We start from the raw sequence: 16,964 nt of genomic DNA, 5'->3' as shown, positions 1-16,964 counted from the left end.
GGCTAGCCTCATGGGAGTCTCGCGGAGGTAGAGCACTGAATTTCTGAGGGGGCGTCAAAGCTTACCAAAGAATATCAAACTCCGAATGCCGCAGAGATGGTCCATGGGAGTCAGACCGCATGAGATAAGTCGGGCGGTCAAAAGGGAAACAGCCCAGACCTGCAGCTAAGGTCCCAAAGTGTGTGTTAAGTGGAAAAGGATGTGGGATTTCGAAGACAGCTAGGATGTTGGCTCAGAAGCAGCCATTCATTCAAAGAGTGCGTAACAGCTCACTAGTCGAGAGGTCCTGCGCCGAAAATGTCCGGGGCTCAAACACAGCACCGAAGCTCAGGAATGCAGCAATGCATTGGTAGAGGAGCATTGCCGGAGGGATGAAGCGGTACCGATAAGGAGCCGTGGACTTCCGGGAAGAGAGAATGCCGGAATGAGTAGCGAGATGGAGGTGGGAATCCTCCAGGCCGAATATCTAAGGTTTCCAGGGTAAAGCTGATCTGCCCTGGGTAAGTCGGGACCTAAGGCGAGGCCGGAAGGCGTAGCCGATGGACAACAGGCTGAAATTCCTGTACCATACCGGTACAGAACTGCGGGGACGCATGGGGAGAGCGCGAGCCGGGAACGGAAAGCCCGGCGCAAGCACAGGCCCTGCCATGAGGCAAATCCTTATGGGGGAGGGGGGCTGTGTGACGCGGAGCGAAATAACAGTAGCGAAGAGCGCCGCCCCTGTGCCGAGAAAAGCCGCTATCGTTACCGGTATGCCCGTACCGTAAACCGACACAGGTGGATGAGGAGAGAATCCTAAGGCCGGCGGGAGAAGCATTGTCAAGGAACTCGGCAAAATGACCCCGTAACTTCGGGAGAAGGGGTGCCCACGTGAGTGGGCCGCAGAGAATAGGCTCAAGCAACTGTTTAGCAAAAACACAGGTCTATGCGAAACCGAAAGGTGAGGTATATGGGCTGACGCCTGCCCGGTGCTGGAAGGTTAAGAGGAGAGGTTAGCGCAAGCGAAGCTTTGAATTCAAGCCCCAGTAAACGGCGGCCGTAACTATAACGGTCCTAAGGTAGCGAAATTCCTTGTCGGGTAAGTTCCGACCCGCACGAAAGGCGTAATGATTTGAGCGCTGTCTCGACAATGCACCCGGTGAAATTGAAGTACCAGTGAAGATGCTGGTTACCCGCGCCAGGACGGAAAGACCCCATGGAGCTTTACTCCAGTTTGGTACTGGGGTCCGGTACTGCACGTACAGGATAGGTGGGAGACAAAGAAGCATGGACGCCAGTCTGTGCAGAGTCGCTGTTGGGATACCACCCCTGCAGTATTGGGCTTCTAACCAGCCGCCGTAATCCGGCGGTGGGACAATGCCAGGCGGGGAGTTTGACTGGGGCGGTCGCCTCCGAAAGGGTATCGGAGGCGCTCAAAGTTTCCCTCAGGATGGTTGGAAACCATCTAAAGAGTGCAAAGGCAGAAGGGAGGCTGACTGCGACACCGACGGGTGGAGCAGGTACGAAAGTAGGACTTAGTGATCCGGTGGCACAAAGTGGGATTGCCATCGCTCAACGGATAAAAGCTACCCTGGGGATAACAGGCTTATCACTCCCAAGAGTTCACATCGACGGAGTGGTTTGGCACCTCGATGTCGGCTCATCGCATCCTGGGGCTGGAGCAGGTCCCAAGGGTTGGGCTGTTCGCCCATTAAAGCGGTACGCGAGCTGGGTTCAGAACGTCGTGAGACAGTTCGGTCCCTATCCGGCGCGGGCGTAGGATATCTGAGGGGAGCTGGCCTTAGTACGAGAGGACCGGGCTGGACGGACCGCTGGTGGATCTGCTGTGCCGCCAGGCGCATCGCAGGGTAGCCAAGTCCGGAAGGGATAAACGCTGAAGGCATCTAAGCGTGAAGCCCACCCCAAGATAAGATATCCCATTCCAGAAGGAAGTAAGAACCCTTGAAGAGTACAAGGTAGATAGGACAGAGGTGGAAGTGCAGTAATGTATGGAGCTGACTGTTACTAATCGTTCGAGGGCTTATCCAAGCAAGCGGATCATAAAGGGAAGCATCTCTTCTGTATGAAGTTTTGAAGGTATGCAGAGAAGCAGGCGGAGTCCATGGGACTTCGCCTTTTTGGTATAAATAGGAAAGTTCTTCTGACGGAGAAGCCCTTTTCTTAATTTTATTCGTATCAGCAGGAAACGGGAGGGAAAGGAGCAGGCATGACAATAGAAGAAGTGACAGAAAAGCTGAAACAGGATACCAGAAATCTTACGTATACAAAGCGCGGAATCCCACCGATTTATCAGATTCATCCGGAGGCAAAAATATTGGTGATCGGTCAGGCGCCGGGAAAAAAAGTGGAAGAGTCTTTAATACCCTTTCATGACAAATCCGGAGAAAAACTGATGGAATGGATGGGAATCACCAGCGAGGTATTTTATTCGGATTCCATTGCCATCATGCCCATGGATTTTTATTATCCGGGAAAAGGAAAAACCGGTGATCTTCCGCCCCGGAAGTTCATTGCGGAAGAATACCATGGACTGATCCGCGGGATGATGCCGCGGATACAGATGACAATTTTAATCGGCGCATACGCCCAGAAGTACTATCTGAAAAAAAGAATGCAGCGCAATCTTACAGAGACCGTCCGCTGTTTCAAAGATTATTTGCCGGAATATTTTCCGATTGTTCATCCCAGCCCGTTGAATTTTCGCTGGCAGGCGAAGAATCCCTGGTTTGAAGCAGAAGTAGTACCGGAGCTTCAGGAAAGAGTGTCTGCAATTCTGGATTAAATCTGTTTTCTATCCTTATTGGTAATGGACAGACCGCTGCTGTGCGCTATAATGAAAAAAACAGGTACAGATGCTGAGGAAGGTGAACGGAGCGATGAGTGAAGATACGTTTGTAAAAATCATGGATGTACCGGGGTATTCAGAAGCGGATCAGATTGTGCAGATTCTGCAGAGTCATGGGATCCCTGCCTTTTATCAGGGGGGACTGCAGGATGTGTATATGGGAAGTTCCATGATGGGGCAGGACATTCTGGTGCGGGAAAAAGACGCGGCACGGGCCAGGGAGCTTCTCGTCGAATTTCAGCCGGTATCGTTTCAGACCGCATATTCCAGGAAAGGGCGAACCGGAAGACAAAAGCTGCTGTTTGGAATCATACTGATTCTTCTGATTGCTGCAGTCGGTTTTTCCGTCCTGCTTTTTCTGATGCATTGACAGTCATGGGGACAGAAAATCACGTTTCGTTTCTTTTCGCAGAAACAGAATTTTTTTGAAAAGTTGTTGACTTACATGGTGTAACTTGGTATTATATCTTTTGTGAGTCGCAGGACTTATCATAAGATATAGGGGTATAGTTCAGTTGGTAGAACGTTGGTCTCCAAAACCAAATGTCGAGGGTTCAAGTCCTTCTGCCCCTGTTATATTTGCTGAAACAGATCCCCTGAATGTGCATGGTATTGCATCGGTTCAGGGGATTGTTGTTATTTCTTTTCAAGTCAGAGGCGCACAGAAAGATGAAACACAGACGATCGATTGGAAATTATTTAAGGCCGGTACAGATTATTACCATGGGATTCGCCGGATTAATACTGGTGGGAGCCGTACTTTTGTGTCTTCCGTTTGCGACAGTATCCGGCAAAAGCGCGGGCTTTTTCAGCGCATTGTTTACATCCACGTCCGCGTCCTGTGTCACGGGCCTGATTGTGCATGATACGGCGAGCTACTGGTCTTTTTGGGGACAGCTCATTATTCTTTTGCTGATCCAGATCGGCGGGCTGGGGGTTGTAACCATGGCCGTTGCCATTCATATGATCTCAGGGAAAAAGATCGGCCTGGGGCAGCGCAGTCAGATGCAGCAGTCGATTTCCGCACCGCAGATCCAGGGAATTGTGAAGCTTGCACGGTTTATTATTCTGAGTGCCCTAGCCATCGAAGGCATCGGCGCAGCCGCTCTGGCACCGCGTCTGATTCCGGATTATGGGATCATAAAAGGGATCTGGTTTGCGATCTTTCATTCAGTCTCGGCATTCTGCAATGCCGGGTTTGATCTGTTCGGAACGGTAGAATCTCCCTATGTTTCACTGGTAGGATACCGTTATGATCCGGTGGTAAATACCGTAATTATGGCATTGATTTTCATCGGAGGAATCGGCTTTTTGACCTGGCATGATATCCGGACCCATGGATTTCATATCCGTCGATGGCGGCTGCAGAGCAAAGTGTCTTTGCTTGCCGCGGCGGTACTGCTTGCCGGGGGATTTCTTTATTTCTTCTTCGCGGAATTTCATACGCTGCCCCTGGGCAAACGGATTTGGATGGCGCTGTTTCAGTCAGTGACACCACGTACCGCCGGATTTAACACTGCGGACCAGGATGCCCTCAGTGACGCGGGCACACTGGTTACCACGATTCTCATGATGATTGGCGGTTCTACCGCTTCTACGGCCGGCGGAATAAAAACGACAACGGTAGTCGTGATGGTCTGCGCGGCTTTTGCGGTATTCGGCATGAAAAAAGATGTGACTGTCATGAATCGAAGAATTACGGAAAACAGTATCCGCAGTGCCGGGGCAATTGTGTTCCTGTATCTGACCCTGCAGCTGCTGACAGCTATTATAATCAGTCTGCTTGAGGGGTTGCCGATCCTCACCTGTATGTATGAGACTGCTTCCGCGATAGGTACCGTAGGGCTGACATTGGGAATCACGCCGGGCCTGTCCCCGGTGTCCAGGCTGCTGCTGATCCTGCTGATGTATGTGGGACGCGTGGGAGGACTCACCCTGATTTTTGCCATGCGGTCTCCGAACAGCTCCGGTTCCGGCAGGTTCCTGACGGAAGATATCGCGGTTGGTTAGGCATATGGGGAACGGTTTTCTGGAAAAATGCGGAAAGGTAGAACAGTATGAAATCAGTATTAGTGATAGGAATCGGGATCTTTGGTGAATATGCAGTCAAAAAGCTGAGCGCGCTGGGGCATCAGGTAATGGCAATCGACCAGAAAGAGGAGCGGCTGAAGGCGATTCAGGCATACGCGCTGGATGTGCTGATCGGAGACGGAACCAGTGAAGAGCTGATTCAAAGTCTTGGGGTAAGAAATTTTGACTTCTGTCTGGTGTCCGTCGGGCAGAATTTCGAAGCGTCTTTGATGACTACTTTTTTACTGAAAGACAACGGAGCGCAGGTCGTCGTTTCCAAAGCATATAATGAGATCCACAGAAAGTTTTTGCTGCGAAACGGTGCGGACTATGTGGTTTTTCCGGAAAAGCAGATGGCAGAGTGGACAGCATCCCGCTTCTCAGCGGATCATATCCTGGACTATATTGCGCTGACGGATGAGTATGCCCTGGTGGAAGTGCAGGTGCCCGTCGAGTGGAGCGGCAAGTCCATCGGCGCTCTGAATGTGCGCAGAAAACATCATGTCAATATTCTTGCGGTAAAACGGAACGGTGTCCTGGATCCGGAGATTATGGCCACTACTGTGCTGGAAGAAGGCGAAGTATTAATGGTGCTTGGAAGCACCAAAGCGATTCAGAAATGTTTCCGTACATAAAACAGGCAATTTTTGACCAGTAAAATCGAAAAAATGACTGGAAAGCCGGCGGCAGATTGCATACAATCTCTACGGAAACAAAGCAGAGTATGTGAAATGATTCGATAGCAGAGACGAAAGGGATGTTTGCCATATGAAAATCAGAAAAAAAGATTCGCTGCCGCCGGAATACTGATGGCAGCGGCTGTGACAGGAATGATCGGCGGCATCAGCAGAAGCGGCAGTACCAGTGCATCTGCGGCTGCCAGAGTTTCTGATTCGGAAGCTTCATTTATCCGTACCTATAATGCGCAGGGAGAATATCAGACAAAGCCGGCAGGAACCGGGAATGTCTACCAGATCCACGGCGTTCGCGCAGTGGTAACTGCTGCGGGCGGCAGACAGACCGTGGAACTGTATCTGAAGCAGGCGGCTGATGACAGCAGGATGTATCCGGTGTATCGTGACATGGTTCAGACGATGGACAGCAGCGTGACAGACCGGCAGGCCCGTCAGGCGTATGCGGAACTGAAGTCTGCAGATTACCAGAATTCCATCAATCGTCCTGCGGTTGTGGCAGGGAAGACATCCGCCACATACACGGTAAAGGAACATAAGAACGGAACCGTTACCTGCGCGCTGACAATTTTTCAGATGAACTAACAGAGAAAAAACACACAGAGAAAAAGGCTGTAACCGGAGAAAAAATTCCGGATTACAGCTTTTTTTAGTTCATTGCCCTGCAGAGCGGGGGTCTGCAGGAAAACATTCCGATAAAAAGAAAGGGCCAGCGCTTAAAGGGGGGAAAAGCGCTGGCTTAAGAAAATGAAAAAGAAAATGATTGAGTTCTTATCAAAAGAAATTAGTTAGGGAGGAGTTTCTTTTGATGGTTCTTATCATACGGCTGAAATGTGTCCATACTGTGGCTATGAAATGAAAAAACCATAAAGTGTTTCTTAAAGAAGAGTATAGAACTCGTTGTTTTGGCCTGTCTTCTAGTTCAGCAGGAAGGAAAAGAGAATGTGATAGCGGGTTTCCGCGTCATTGAAATCCGGATGCCAGAGAGTGTCAATTTTCGCCAGACGCTGGGAAAGCGTGTTGCGGTGGATATACAGTTCATCTGCGGTGAGTTTGTGATTGCGCTCATTTTTCAGAAAACAGAACAGCGTGCTGCCATATTCGGTCTGATGGAGGGAGTCGTAACGGCGGATTTCCTGGACCAGCGGATGGCTGAGGGAAATACCGGACTGCTGACGGATCAGATCGGCCATATAGTACACGATTTTCGAATGGCTCTGCACCAGAAGCCCCAGGGCAGGCTCGGTGTGCTGCAGTGTAAACAGTGCCTGCTCATAGGCGGATTTTGTCTGGGACAGATGATGAAACACCAGGCTTTCTGCCCCGTAGTAATGGTTAAATATCAGCATCTTCTTCAGCAGGCCGTGAAATTTTTCGGATTCCATGATCCGGTAATTGCAGAGAATCACAAGGCATTGCTGATAGGGGATGGCATAGACGCCTTCGTTTTCCGCAGGCAGCGTACGCCGCAGACGCACATCGGAATAGGTCTGGGCGGACACGGCGGCGGCAGTGAACACACAAAGGGGATCTTCCGGCAGCCAGCCGAACAGCGTCAGACGGCGTTCGATGTCCTCCAGCGCGTTGGGGCTGTCATCCAGCAGGCGGGCCAGATGGGAGGTCAGCAGATATTCGGTGTCATCTTCCTGATTCTGCAGGAACCAGTCTTTTAAGAACGGAACAAAGATTTCCAGGTTCTGAATGGTGGAAGAATCCCATTTTCCCTCCAGAAGCGGGATGATAATGGTAGCGATCCGCTCATTGTCCACGATTACATTATGGCAGTAGGAACGGGTGGGGAAAAATTCATCCGGCAGGGCGAAAGTGCCTGCAGCGGAGAAGGTTTCTTTGTATACGCGGTTAAATTCCTTTAAAATACTGTCAGACGCAAGGGTTCGGACATTGTTTGCTTCGACGGAATCCATAATGATTTCCTCTTCTGTAATACCGTCTGACATGGCGATCAGATACTGGGCAGAGTCAATGATCATGGAAGGCGTGCCGAAGGTTTTTTCAAAAAGATTCAGAAGTTCACTGAGGGACGCGTTTCCCCGGATTGCCTGGGTACATGCGTCAGACCAGGCGAAATAGGTATGGACGGTGGAAAGGATGCAGTTGATGACTTCTGTATGGCTGGTGGTATTCAGATAAATCCAGTCTCTGCGGTTCCAGAGAAGAATTCCATCGGAAATCCCGGGATCGATTTTGGCGCCGATGCGGTCTAAGGGTGCCGCCGCAAGATCGGAAAAATACATGAGATCATCCTGAAGCTCCATCGAGGGATCATACACATGAATCGAGTCGATGGCGCGGTCGTAGCGGCTGCAGTGTATTTGGGGCTGATAGGGCATCAGATTTTTTAAAAACATCCAGAGACTTAATTTCATAAATAAAACCCTTTCCTAAGTATTACTGGGATATTGTATTGTTTTCGGCTGTGTGCGAAATCAACATCAGCAATTAATATTTTCTAAAATAATAGCAGATATAAAAGAATTCATCAATAAACAATGTGCACGATGCACATTTTAAGAGCGTAGAACAATGGAAAATGTGGTTATGATTCCCATGTGGAAACTACCGGGGAACCGTTATAATAAGAGCAAAGAGAAATAGAAAAAGGGAAGTATCCAGTTCAGAGAGGAGAGACGTTATGGAACAGAAAAAAGTAAGAGGTTACGGTGTGAGGGGCTGGATCCTGATCATCTGGATTGCCACAGGCTTCCTTGCATACACTGCAGTGGGTAACTACCCGTTAAACATCTTGGCTGATCTGTATGGCGGCCAGCAGGTTCTGTCTACGATCTATACTGTTGCATCGGTGATCGGCGTAATTGTTCAGCTGATTGCATCCAGTTTCATCGGCCGGTTAAAGAGCGTGAAAAAACTCGGCGTTTTGATGGGACTTTTAACGATTATCGCACTGCTTGGAATCATGTTTATTCCCGGCTATATTCCCGGACCGATGCAGATGCTCTGGCGCGCGGTTTATGGAATCGGTACCGTGCTGGCTGTAATGTATGGCACCTTCGCACTGTCCATTCTGGTAGGCCAGTGGTTCCCTACAAGAAAAGGAAGCGTGATGGGCATCGCCACCTTCGCATTCCCTATCGGCAACGGTGTGCTGGGAGCATTTGCGGCAGTTGCTTTTAAGGGCGGAACCCCCCATGTGGCACAGGCGTTCCTGCCGTTTTTGATTATCTTTATCGTCGGCTGGCTGCTGGGTGTGGCGCTGATCCCGGATTATCCGGAGGAAGTCGGCGCATTCCGTGATAACAACGCGAATATGACGCCGGAAATGGCGAAAGCCATGATGGAAGAAGAAATCGAAAACAAAAAGACGACGGTATGGAAACTGAATCATACGTTAACGACACGGGATTTCTGGTTTATCACCATTCCTGCGGGACTTCTTCTGATGTTCTCGGTAGGTACCATGACACAGACCAATGCGATCTTAAGCCAGATGGGCAGCGGTCTGAACAAATTCGGCGGTTTTTCCGGCGTAATGGCAATGATCATGATCTTCGGCCTTGTGGGCAGTTTCGCGCTTGGTATGGTGGATCAGAAATTCGGCACCAAAAAAGGAATGCTGGTTGCTTGCATTATCATGCTGATTGCCGGTATCCTCGGAGCGGTTTCCTCACCGGAAAAACCGGGTCTTCTGGTAGCGGCGCTGATTTGCCTGGCACTGTTTATGGGAGCTTCCTCTAACTTTACCGTATCCCTGGCGGCTCAGTACTGGCGCAGGGAAGATTTCGGCACCGTGTTCGCGGCAGTGAATCCCATCGCCAATCTGATCTGTGCTTTCGGCCCGGTGCTGATCGCGATTCTGATGCTGTCCCTGGGGTATACCGCAATCTTTAAGGTAATTGCAGTATTTGGCGTGATTTCCATCGTTCTTATGCTCCTGTTCAGCGGCAAGCATGTGAAAGAGAAGGATGATAAGTTCAGAGAAGCAGCCGGCAAACCGCTGGATGACGCTCTGGTAGGAAGAAAATAAACCAGTCGCAGTTCCTTTCATCAGGTTTCAGACACTTATACCATAAAGAGAAACGGCTTCCGTTCCCATTGTCGGGCGGAGGCCGTTTCTTTTTGCATGCTGAAATTAAAAAAATCTGTGCTGCGGGAGGCTGCGGGAGACGGTGTGCAGAAAGAAAAAATGTGTTATAATGAACCGCAGCAAAAGCCTCCGGGCGGAAAATCGGGAAAAACAGGCAGGAAAGGAGCCCTATGTCATGCCGGGTTATATCATCCATCTGGCGGAGGCCACTCTGGTATGCGACAAATTAATACAGCATGGAGCCGGCTTGTCGGATGACTGGATCAACCGGTTCCTGCTGGGAAATCTTCTTCCGGATACCAAATGCAAAAGGGAGAAGATTTCATCCCATTTCTGGAATCCGGAAGAATTGGACCGTCAGGCCATCGCCCCGGACTTGGACCGCTTCAGCGCAAAATATGGCGCTGTGCGCCAGACGCCGGAGCTTTTAGGCTATCACGTGCATCTGGATCTGGATGAAAGGTATGTGAATCAGTTCTGGCATTCGATTCTGGAGTTTCATGACAGAGCTGGGAACCGGACAGTGTACAGCAGAGAGGCCAGCAGCGTCTATCTGAAAGTCAGCGGCCGGGAAGTGCCGGTAGAGGAATTTTTCTCCGGGGCGTATTACTACGGAGATTACACCAGGTCCAACGGATATTTTATCAACAAATATCAGATACGCATTCCGGTGTATGAAGACGGGCTGACCGGGGTTCCGGAGGAAGTGGAACCTTCCGATCTGCGCCGGGTGCTTCAGGAACTGCGGATACTGGTGGAACAGTCGGAGTCGGATGCCATGCCGGATCTGAAGGTATTTTCCCTTCCGGAACTGGAACAGTTTGTAGAGACCATGGCCCGGATCGAATACCGGAAACTGATAGAACAATAAGAGACGGCAGTTTGCCGGCAGCAGGAGAAATATATGGTATATTCCATTGCGTATGACGCAGTTAAAATAAAGACTGAGCAGTTTGATCCGCCGGTCAGCCTGATCAGTGATACTGAACTGGCGGCAGCGATTGCCCTGGGGTATCGGCAGGCGGGGATGGCCTGCCCGCAATTTGACCGGGACACCTGCCCGGAGGACTGCCGGCAGCAGGTCTTAACGGAATTACAGGGAACAGGAGTACACCCGAAGCTTTATGAAGTGCTGGAACGCTATGAGTCCCGGGCCGAAAGCTGGTCCGATGATGCGTATGGTGTGCTGTATTATGAAGAAACAGGAGAGAAAGAAGATGCATGACAAACTGACCCGCGAAGATATCGCCCGTATGCAGGAAGAACTGGACCACCGGATTCTTGTGGTGCGCAAAGAAGCACTGGAAGCAGTGAAAGAAGCCCGCGCCCAAGGAGATTTGAGCGAAAATTTTGAATACAAAGCCGCAAAACAGTACAAAAATCAGAACGAAAGCCGGATTCGCTATTTGGAACGGATGATTCGGTCGGCAGTCATTGTGGAAGACCATGCGGCCGCGGATGAAGTAGGGCTGAATAAGCGCGTACGGGTAAAGTTTACGGATGACGGCGAAGAGGATACATTTATCATCGTTACGTCCATTCGCGGAAATTCCATGAAAGGCTATATTACGCCGGAATCACCGGCAGGCAAGGCGCTGATGGGGCATAAAGCGGGGGAAACTGTGCAGGTGGCCCTGGATGGAGGCGGCGGATACGGCTTGGAAATCCTTTCAGTTGAGACCGTGGAAAATGCGGATGAGATCGCGATCCGCAAGTTTTAATCCGGGGAATTCGCAACCAGACAGAAAGAAAAAATACAGAGGTATATTATTAAGATGAAACCAGAGAATTTTGGAATTGTATCCGGTGCGCTGGCACTGGTACTCGCAGCAGTAATGACAGTGATGAGTATCCTGTTTCTGCACACAGCAGTGCTGACTGTCATCGGTGTGGTCCTGGCAGTCATGGGAATTGTGCTGATCGTGATGACAGTAAAAAACAACCGGAGAAACCGGCGGTCCTGAGCGCCTGGGTGTTTCCATTATGGATGCAAACAGTATAGAATGCACAGAAAATAAAGCAGAATCGCAATTGTCTTTTCAGATACCATTCGATATAATAATTTTGAAACAGGTTTCTGACTGACAGAAATCCGAACGAAGGATGGAGGCGAAAGAATTGAATAGTTACAGATTAGTTACCGATGATCTCTACTGGGTCGGCGTGGACGATCACCGGCTGGCACTTTTTGAAAACATGCATCCAATCCAGGAGGGAGTGTCCTACAACTCCTACATGCTGCTGGATGAGAAGACCGTATTGCTTGACACGGTGGACTGGTCAAAGGGGCAGGATTTTTTTGACAATGTGGAATCCCTGCTGAACGGACGCAAACTGGACTATATTATTGTCAATCATATGGAACCGGATCACGCGGCAACGCTGGGCGAAATGATGCTGCATCATCCGGAAGCCACAATTGTCAGCAATGCCAAGGCAGTGCAGTTTATGAAGCAGTTTGGCTTTGCAGTAGAGGGCAAGACCCAGGTGATCAAAGAAGGGGATATCCTGGATACCGGCAGCCATAAGCTCACCTTTGTGATGGCACCGATGGTGCACTGGCCGGAAGCAATGGTTACTTACGATACAACCAATGGCGCCCTGTTTTCCGCGGATGCCTTCGGCACTTTCGGCGCGCTGAACGGCAGACTGTTTAACGACGAGCTTCTGTTTGACAGAGACTGGCTGGACGAGGCACGCCGCTACTATACAAATATTGTGGGCAAATACGGCAACAACACGCAGAAACTGCTGAAAAAGGCGGCCGGACTGGATATCAAATTCATCTGCCCGCTGCACGGACCGGTATGGCGTTCGGATTTCAATTATTTCATTGACAAATACGATCTCTGGAGCCGCTACGAACCGGAAAAAGAAGGCGTCATGATTGTCTATGGCTCCATGTACGGACATACGGAAGCCGCAGTGGCAGAACTGGCCGCCAAGCTGTCCGCCAAAGGCATGAATCACATGAAAGTGTTTGATGTATCTAAACAGCATGTTTCATATCTGATCGCCAATGCCTTTAAATACAGCCATATCGTGCTGGCATCTGTGACCTACAATCTGGGGATTTTCCCGCCGATGGCAGCGTTCCTGGATGATATGAAGGCGCTGAACCTGCAGAACCGCAAGGTATCCATTATTGAGAACGGAACCTGGGCTATTAAGTCCGGCGATAAAATGCAGGAAAAGATTGACTCTATGAAGAATATGACCCTGGTAGGGGATCGGGTGACCATTCAGTCCGCGATGACAGCTGAGAATGAAGCGCAGCTGGACGCGCTGGCAGACGCGATTATCGCATCCATGAAATAAGCAGAGAAAATGAAAGATCCATAGGGACCTTCCTGGGCGGAAGTTCCCTATGGATCTTTTTTTAGTGATTTAAGTTTATACAGCTGCAGAAAAAACGGGCGATCAGCGGGAGCATTTCTCTTCACAGTATTTGCAGCGGTAGATCTCTTTTTCCGGATCGGTCAGATAGAAGATCTGATCCAGTTCCTGTTCAATCGAAGTAATGCAGCGCGGGTTTTTGCATTTGATGACATTGACGACTTTTGACGGAAGCTTCAGCGTCTTTTTCTCTACGATTTCTTCATTTTTAATGATATTGACCGTAATGTTGTGGTCAATGAAGCCCAGAATGTCCAGATCAAGCTGTTCGATATCACATTCTACCTTGAGGATATCTTTTTTACCCATTTTTTTGCTGGGAACATTTTTGATGATGGCCACCGAACAGTCCAGCTCATCCAGTTTCAGATCATGGTAAATGGAGAGGCTCATGCCGGCCTTGATATGATCCAGGACGAACCCTTCCTTAATAGCACTGATATTTAACATGCGGATATCTCCTTCAAAATTAAGCATAGATCTACTTACTCTTCCTGCGGTTCAGCCATTTTCAGCAAAGTCAGAATCAGAGCCATGCGAACATATACGCCGTATTGTGCCTGACGGAAATACATGGCGCGGGGATCGCTGTCCACTTCTGTGGAAATTTCGTTGACACGGGGAAGCGGATGCAGGACAATCATGTCTTTTCGGGCAAGTTCCATTTTGGTTTTGTCCAGGATATAGTAGTCCTTCATGCGGATATAGTCTTCTTCATTGAAAAAACGCTCTTTCTGCACACGGGTCATATACAGAATATCCAGCGCGGGAAGTGCTTCTTCCAGGCGGGTCATTTCCTCATAAGGGATGTTGTTTTTGTCCAGCACCTCAGAACGTATGTAATCCGGCAGACGCAGCTCCGGCGGCGAGATCAGAACAAAACGGATATTCGGATAGCGCACCAGCGCCTTGATCAGGGAATGTACCGTACGGCCGAATTTCAGATCGCCGCACAGTCCGATGGTCAGATCATTCAGCCGGTGTTTCAGTGAACGGATGGTCAGCAGATCTGTCAGGGTCTGCGTCGGGTGCTGATGTCCGCCGTCGCCCGCATTGATCACCGGAATGGTGGAGTGCTCGGAAGCAACCAGCGGCGCGCCTTCTTTCGGGTGGCGCATTGCGCAGATGTCCGCATAGCATGAAATGACCCGGATGGTATCTGAAACGCTTTCGCCTTTGGCGGCAGATGAACTGTCAGCGCTGGAGAATCCCAGGACAGATCCGCCAAGATTCAGCATAGCAGCTTCAAAACTCAACCGGGTACGGGTGCTTGGCTCATAGAAACAGGTGGCCAGTTTTTTCCCTTCACATGCATGGGCATATTTCGCAGGATTTTTCTCGATATCATTGGCCAGATCCAGCAGCTGTTCCAGCTCTTCCGTGGAAAAATCCATTGGAGTCATCAAATGTCTCATATGTCCCTCCTTTATTTTTTTCGTAATTGTCGTGTTTATCATAGCGTAGCGGATTATAAAATTCAATAGAAGGAACAAAAAAACCGGGAGAGAGCTATTAGAGAAATTTTGACAAAATATATTGAAATCACGTATAATAAAATCCGTATGCAATTTTTCGGATAACAAAGGAAAAGCGTTTTAATTATCAAACTTGTGTCAGTACGGCACAGAGGCCAGGCAAGAGGTGAAACATGTCAGAGTATGCCGGCATAATCATAGATATTTCTCATGAAAAACTGGACCGCCCGTTTCATTATCGGATACCGGATCGGTTTCGGAAGCAGATTGTGCCCGGAACCAGAGTACTGGTTCCTTTTGGAAAAGGCAATCGGGTCCGTACCGGATATGTGATCGAACTCACAGATCAGATCGCTTATGACCCGGATAAAATCAAGGAGATTATCCGTCCGGATGATTCCGGAACGACCATAGAATCCGATCTGATTTCCCTGGCCGCCTGGATGCGGGACCGGTTTGGCGGCACGATGAATCAGGCATTGAAAACGGTGCTGCCGGTTCATAAAAAAACCGGGCAGAAGGAACGCCGCACCATTCGCCTGAGCATTCCCAGAGAAGAAGCCGTAAGCCTGCTGGCGCAATTCCGGCAAAAACATCAGACCGCCCGCGCCAGACTGCTGGAGGCGCTGCTGGAACAGAATCCCTATCCTTATGAACGGGCAGCGCCCGAGCTGCGTGTGTCCGCGGCTGTGATTCGGGGACTGGAAGAAAAAGGGGTGCTTCGGGTGGAACATGTCCGCAGCTGGCGGAATCCGGTTCTGTCGGATCCTGCCGCGCCCAAGATTCCCCGCCTGAATGACGTGCAGCAGGAGACAGCGGACAGTATCTGCCGCGGGATCCGGCAGGGGGACCGCCGGCCGGTGCTGATCCATGGAGTGACCGGCAGTGGCAAGACTGAGGTCTATATGGAGCTGATTGCCCGTGCGGCAGCAGAAGGAAGACAGTCCATTGTGCTGATTCCGGAAATCGCCCTGACTTATCAGACGCAGCGCCGTTTCCGCAGCCGGTTTGGCGACCGGGTATCCGTGATCAACTCCAGAATGTCCGATGGGGAGAAATACGATCAGTTTGAACGGGCCCGCCGGGGGCACATTGATGTAATGATCGGCCCCCGCAGCGCGGTATTTACCCCATTTCCGAATCTGGGACTGATTGTAGTGGATGAAGAGCATGAACCGTCCTACAAGAGTGAGCAGGTGCCCCGTTATCACGCCAGAGACGTGGCGGTCCGCCGGGCGGAAATGTGCGGCGGCTGTGTGATCCTCGGCTCGGCCACGCCGTCGGTGGACAGTTACAGCAAAGCACAGGACGGCAGATACCGGCTGCTGGAAATGCGCGAACGGGTAGCGCGCAGACCGCTTCCCAAGGTTTATACCGAGGACATGCGGCAGGAACTGCAGGCCGGCAACCGTTCCATTTTAAGCCGGCGGCTCCGGGACCGGATGGAAGACCGGCTGGAGAGGGGCGAACAGATCATGCTTTTTTTAAACCGCAGAGGCATGGCCGGATCGGTGATCTGCCGGACCTGCGGGAAGCCGATCCGCTGTCCCCACTGCGCGGTCTCCTTAAGCATGCATAGGGACGGAACGCTGGTCTGTCATTACTGCGGATACCGCACTGCCGCGCCAAAAGCATGCCCGGTCTGCGGTTCGCCCCAGATCGGCGGATTCCGGGCAGGCACGCAGAAAGTGGAGTCCTATATTCGCCGGGAGTTTCCGCAGGCCGGTGTTCTGCGGATGGATTATGATACGACCCGAAAAAAAGGCGATTATGAAAAGATTCTGTCCTCCTTCGCGCGGCAGGAAGCGGATATCCTGATCGGCACCCAGATGATTGTGAAGGGACATGATTTCCCTGCGGTGACGCTTGTGGGGGTTCTGGCAGCAGACCTTTCCCTGAATCTCCCGGATTACCGGGCATCCGAACGCACATTTCAGCTGCTGACGCAGGCGGCCGGAAGGGCAGGCAGGGGACAGCGGGCCGGTGAAGTGGTGATACAGACTTATCAGCCGGAACATTACGCGATTGCGGCAGCAGCCAGACAGGACTATCCGGCATTTTACCGGCAGGAAATCTTGTACCGCAGACTGATGCACTATCCACCGGTCTGGCATTTGCTTCTGATTCACGTGGAAGGAAAGGAAGAAGCCCGGGGCCAGGCGGCAGCAGATGCATTGTCCCGCCTGCTGCAGGCGGTATTCCGCGGGGATGATCCGAACACCTGGCAGATTGTGGGGCCGGCAGATGCGTCTGTGTCCCGGATCCGGGACCGGTTCCGCAAGCAGATTTATGTCAAACATGAAAATCTGTCCCGCCTGATTGCGGGCAAAAACCGGCTGGAACAGCAGCTGAACGCGCTGGGGGTCCCGGCGGACATCCATCTGCAGATGGATCTGAATCCGATGAATATGATGTAGGTGTAA

General features: G+C 50.7%; 15 protein-coding genes, 1 tRNA gene and 1 rRNA gene (1 of these 17 running past the window's edge). 14 read left to right on the top strand and 3 right to left on the bottom strand.

Annotated features, from left to right (window positions below):
- The 7 genes from CXIVA_RS13140 to CXIVA_RS13110 all read left to right on the top strand — a co-directional run.
- Positions 1-2,028 (top strand): 23S ribosomal RNA (locus CXIVA_RS13140) (it extends 866 nt beyond the left edge of the window).
- Positions 2,029-2,206: 178 nt separating this feature from the next.
- On the top strand, positions 2,207-2,782 hold the full coding sequence (locus tag CXIVA_RS13135; protein ID WP_013978536.1) for a uracil-DNA glycosylase family protein: 576 nt from the start codon (positions 2,207-2,209) through the stop codon (positions 2,780-2,782).
- 94 nt (positions 2,783-2,876) lie between these two features.
- Positions 2,877-3,215 (top strand): DUF2007 domain-containing protein, encoded by a 339-nt coding sequence (locus tag CXIVA_RS13130; protein ID WP_013978535.1) that lies wholly within the window; start codon positions 2,877-2,879, stop codon positions 3,213-3,215.
- Positions 3,216-3,345: 130 nt separating this feature from the next.
- Positions 3,346-3,418 (top strand) — tRNA-Trp (locus CXIVA_RS13125).
- Between the two features lie 96 nt (positions 3,419-3,514).
- Positions 3,515-4,855: a potassium transporter TrkG gene (locus CXIVA_RS13120; protein ID WP_041727992.1), complete on the top strand. Its 1,341-nt coding sequence runs from the start codon at positions 3,515-3,517 to the stop codon at positions 4,853-4,855.
- A 47-nt stretch (positions 4,856-4,902) separates the two neighbouring features.
- A complete protein-coding gene (locus tag CXIVA_RS13115; protein WP_013978532.1) occupies positions 4,903-5,550 on the top strand; it encodes a TrkA family potassium uptake protein in 648 nt (215 codons plus the stop codon).
- Positions 5,551-5,676: 126 nt separating this feature from the next.
- Positions 5,677-6,192 carry a hypothetical protein gene (locus CXIVA_RS13110; protein ID WP_041727990.1) on the top strand — a complete coding sequence of 172 codons (516 nt, stop codon included), beginning with the start codon at positions 5,677-5,679 and terminating at the stop codon, positions 6,190-6,192.
- 332 nt (positions 6,193-6,524) lie between these two features.
- Here the strand turns inward: CXIVA_RS13110 and CXIVA_RS13105 are convergent, their stop codons facing one another.
- Positions 6,525-7,994, bottom strand: a complete 1,470-nt coding sequence (locus CXIVA_RS13105) for a helix-turn-helix domain-containing protein (protein ID WP_013978530.1) — start codon at positions 7,992-7,994, stop codon at positions 6,525-6,527.
- Positions 7,995-8,260: 266 nt separating this feature from the next.
- Between CXIVA_RS13105 and CXIVA_RS13100 the strand changes: the two genes are divergently transcribed.
- The 6 genes from CXIVA_RS13100 to CXIVA_RS13075 all read left to right on the top strand — a co-directional run bounded on the left by CXIVA_RS13100 (position 8,261) and on the right by CXIVA_RS13075 (position 12,988).
- The gene (locus CXIVA_RS13100) at positions 8,261-9,610 is read left to right on the top strand and encodes an MFS transporter (RefSeq protein WP_013978529.1); all 1,350 of its coding nucleotides are present in this window, start codon (positions 8,261-8,263) and stop codon (positions 9,608-9,610) included.
- Between the two features lie 169 nt (positions 9,611-9,779).
- On the top strand, positions 9,780-10,541 hold the full coding sequence (locus CXIVA_RS13095; RefSeq protein ID WP_041727987.1) for a hypothetical protein: 762 nt from the start codon (positions 9,780-9,782) through the stop codon (positions 10,539-10,541).
- Positions 10,542-10,574: 33 nt separating this feature from the next.
- Positions 10,575-10,895, top strand: coding sequence for a DUF3837 family protein (locus CXIVA_RS13090; RefSeq protein WP_013978526.1), 321 nt, complete (start codon positions 10,575-10,577; stop codon positions 10,893-10,895).
- Positions 10,888-11,391, top strand: a complete 504-nt coding sequence (gene greA / locus CXIVA_RS13085) for a transcription elongation factor GreA (RefSeq protein ID WP_013978525.1) — start codon at positions 10,888-10,890, stop codon at positions 11,389-11,391. Before CXIVA_RS13090 ends, greA begins: the two co-directional genes overlap by 8 nt.
- A 54-nt stretch (positions 11,392-11,445) precedes the next feature.
- Positions 11,446-11,634 carry a hypothetical protein gene (locus CXIVA_RS13080; protein ID WP_013978524.1) on the top strand — a complete coding sequence of 63 codons (189 nt, stop codon included), beginning with the start codon at positions 11,446-11,448 and terminating at the stop codon, positions 11,632-11,634.
- Positions 11,635-11,773: 139 nt separating this feature from the next.
- Complete coding sequence (locus tag CXIVA_RS13075) at positions 11,774-12,988, top strand: FprA family A-type flavoprotein (RefSeq protein ID WP_041727983.1); 1,215 nt, start codon at positions 11,774-11,776, stop codon at positions 12,986-12,988.
- 102 nt (positions 12,989-13,090) lie between these two features.
- On the opposite strand, the gene CXIVA_RS13070 is transcribed toward CXIVA_RS13075, so the two are convergent.
- On the bottom strand, positions 13,091-13,516 hold the full coding sequence (locus CXIVA_RS13070) for an aspartate carbamoyltransferase regulatory subunit (protein WP_013978522.1): 426 nt from the start codon (positions 13,514-13,516) through the stop codon (positions 13,091-13,093).
- A 35-nt stretch (positions 13,517-13,551) separates the two neighbouring features.
- Positions 13,552-14,481, bottom strand: a complete 930-nt coding sequence (gene pyrB, locus CXIVA_RS13065; RefSeq protein WP_013978521.1) for an aspartate carbamoyltransferase — start codon at positions 14,479-14,481, stop codon at positions 13,552-13,554.
- A 233-nt stretch (positions 14,482-14,714) separates the two neighbouring features.
- On the opposite strand from pyrB, the gene priA reads away from it, so the two are divergent.
- Entirely contained in the window at positions 14,715-16,958 is a 2,244-nt protein-coding gene (gene priA, locus CXIVA_RS13060; RefSeq protein WP_013978520.1) for a primosomal protein N', read from the top strand.
- The last annotated feature ends 6 nt before the right edge of the window (positions 16,959-16,964 follow it).

It is taken from the genome of Clostridium sp. SY8519 (assembly GCF_000270305.1).
In the GTDB taxonomy this organism is placed as follows: domain Bacteria; phylum Bacillota; class Clostridia; order Lachnospirales; family Lachnospiraceae; genus SY8519.
Note: the sequence above shows the minus strand (reverse complement) of the source record. Positions and strands in the feature narration are given on the sequence as shown.

What these genes read in the sequence shown, in the direction of transcription:
- CXIVA_RS13135 (WP_013978536.1), top strand. Translation starts at nt 2,207, where the DNA reads ATGACAATAGAAGAAGTGACAGAAAAGCTGAAACAGGATACCAGAAAT.
- CXIVA_RS13130 (WP_013978535.1), top strand. Translation starts at nt 2,877, where the DNA reads ATGAGTGAAGATACGTTTGTAAAAATCATGGATGTACCGGGGTATTCA.
- CXIVA_RS13120 (WP_041727992.1), top strand. Translation starts at nt 3,515, where the DNA reads ATGAAACACAGACGATCGATTGGAAATTATTTAAGGCCGGTACAGATT.
- CXIVA_RS13115 (WP_013978532.1), top strand. Translation starts at nt 4,903, where the DNA reads ATGAAATCAGTATTAGTGATAGGAATCGGGATCTTTGGTGAATATGCA.
- CXIVA_RS13105 (WP_013978530.1), bottom strand. Translation starts at nt 7,994, where the DNA reads ATGAAATTAAGTCTCTGGATGTTTTTAAAAAATCTGATGCCCTATCAG.
- CXIVA_RS13100 (WP_013978529.1), top strand. Translation starts at nt 8,261, where the DNA reads ATGGAACAGAAAAAAGTAAGAGGTTACGGTGTGAGGGGCTGGATCCTG.
- CXIVA_RS13095 (WP_041727987.1), top strand. Translation starts at nt 9,780, where the DNA reads ATGAACCGCAGCAAAAGCCTCCGGGCGGAAAATCGGGAAAAACAGGCA.
- CXIVA_RS13090 (WP_013978526.1), top strand. Translation starts at nt 10,575, where the DNA reads ATGGTATATTCCATTGCGTATGACGCAGTTAAAATAAAGACTGAGCAG.
- greA (WP_013978525.1), top strand. Translation starts at nt 10,888, where the DNA reads ATGCATGACAAACTGACCCGCGAAGATATCGCCCGTATGCAGGAAGAA.
- CXIVA_RS13080 (WP_013978524.1), top strand. Translation starts at nt 11,446, where the DNA reads ATGAAACCAGAGAATTTTGGAATTGTATCCGGTGCGCTGGCACTGGTA.
- CXIVA_RS13075 (WP_041727983.1), top strand. Translation starts at nt 11,774, where the DNA reads ATGGAGGCGAAAGAATTGAATAGTTACAGATTAGTTACCGATGATCTC.
- CXIVA_RS13070 (WP_013978522.1), bottom strand. Translation starts at nt 13,516, where the DNA reads ATGTTAAATATCAGTGCTATTAAGGAAGGGTTCGTCCTGGATCATATC.
- pyrB (WP_013978521.1), bottom strand. Translation starts at nt 14,481, where the DNA reads ATGAGACATTTGATGACTCCAATGGATTTTTCCACGGAAGAGCTGGAA.
- priA (WP_013978520.1), top strand. Translation starts at nt 14,715, where the DNA reads ATGTCAGAGTATGCCGGCATAATCATAGATATTTCTCATGAAAAACTG.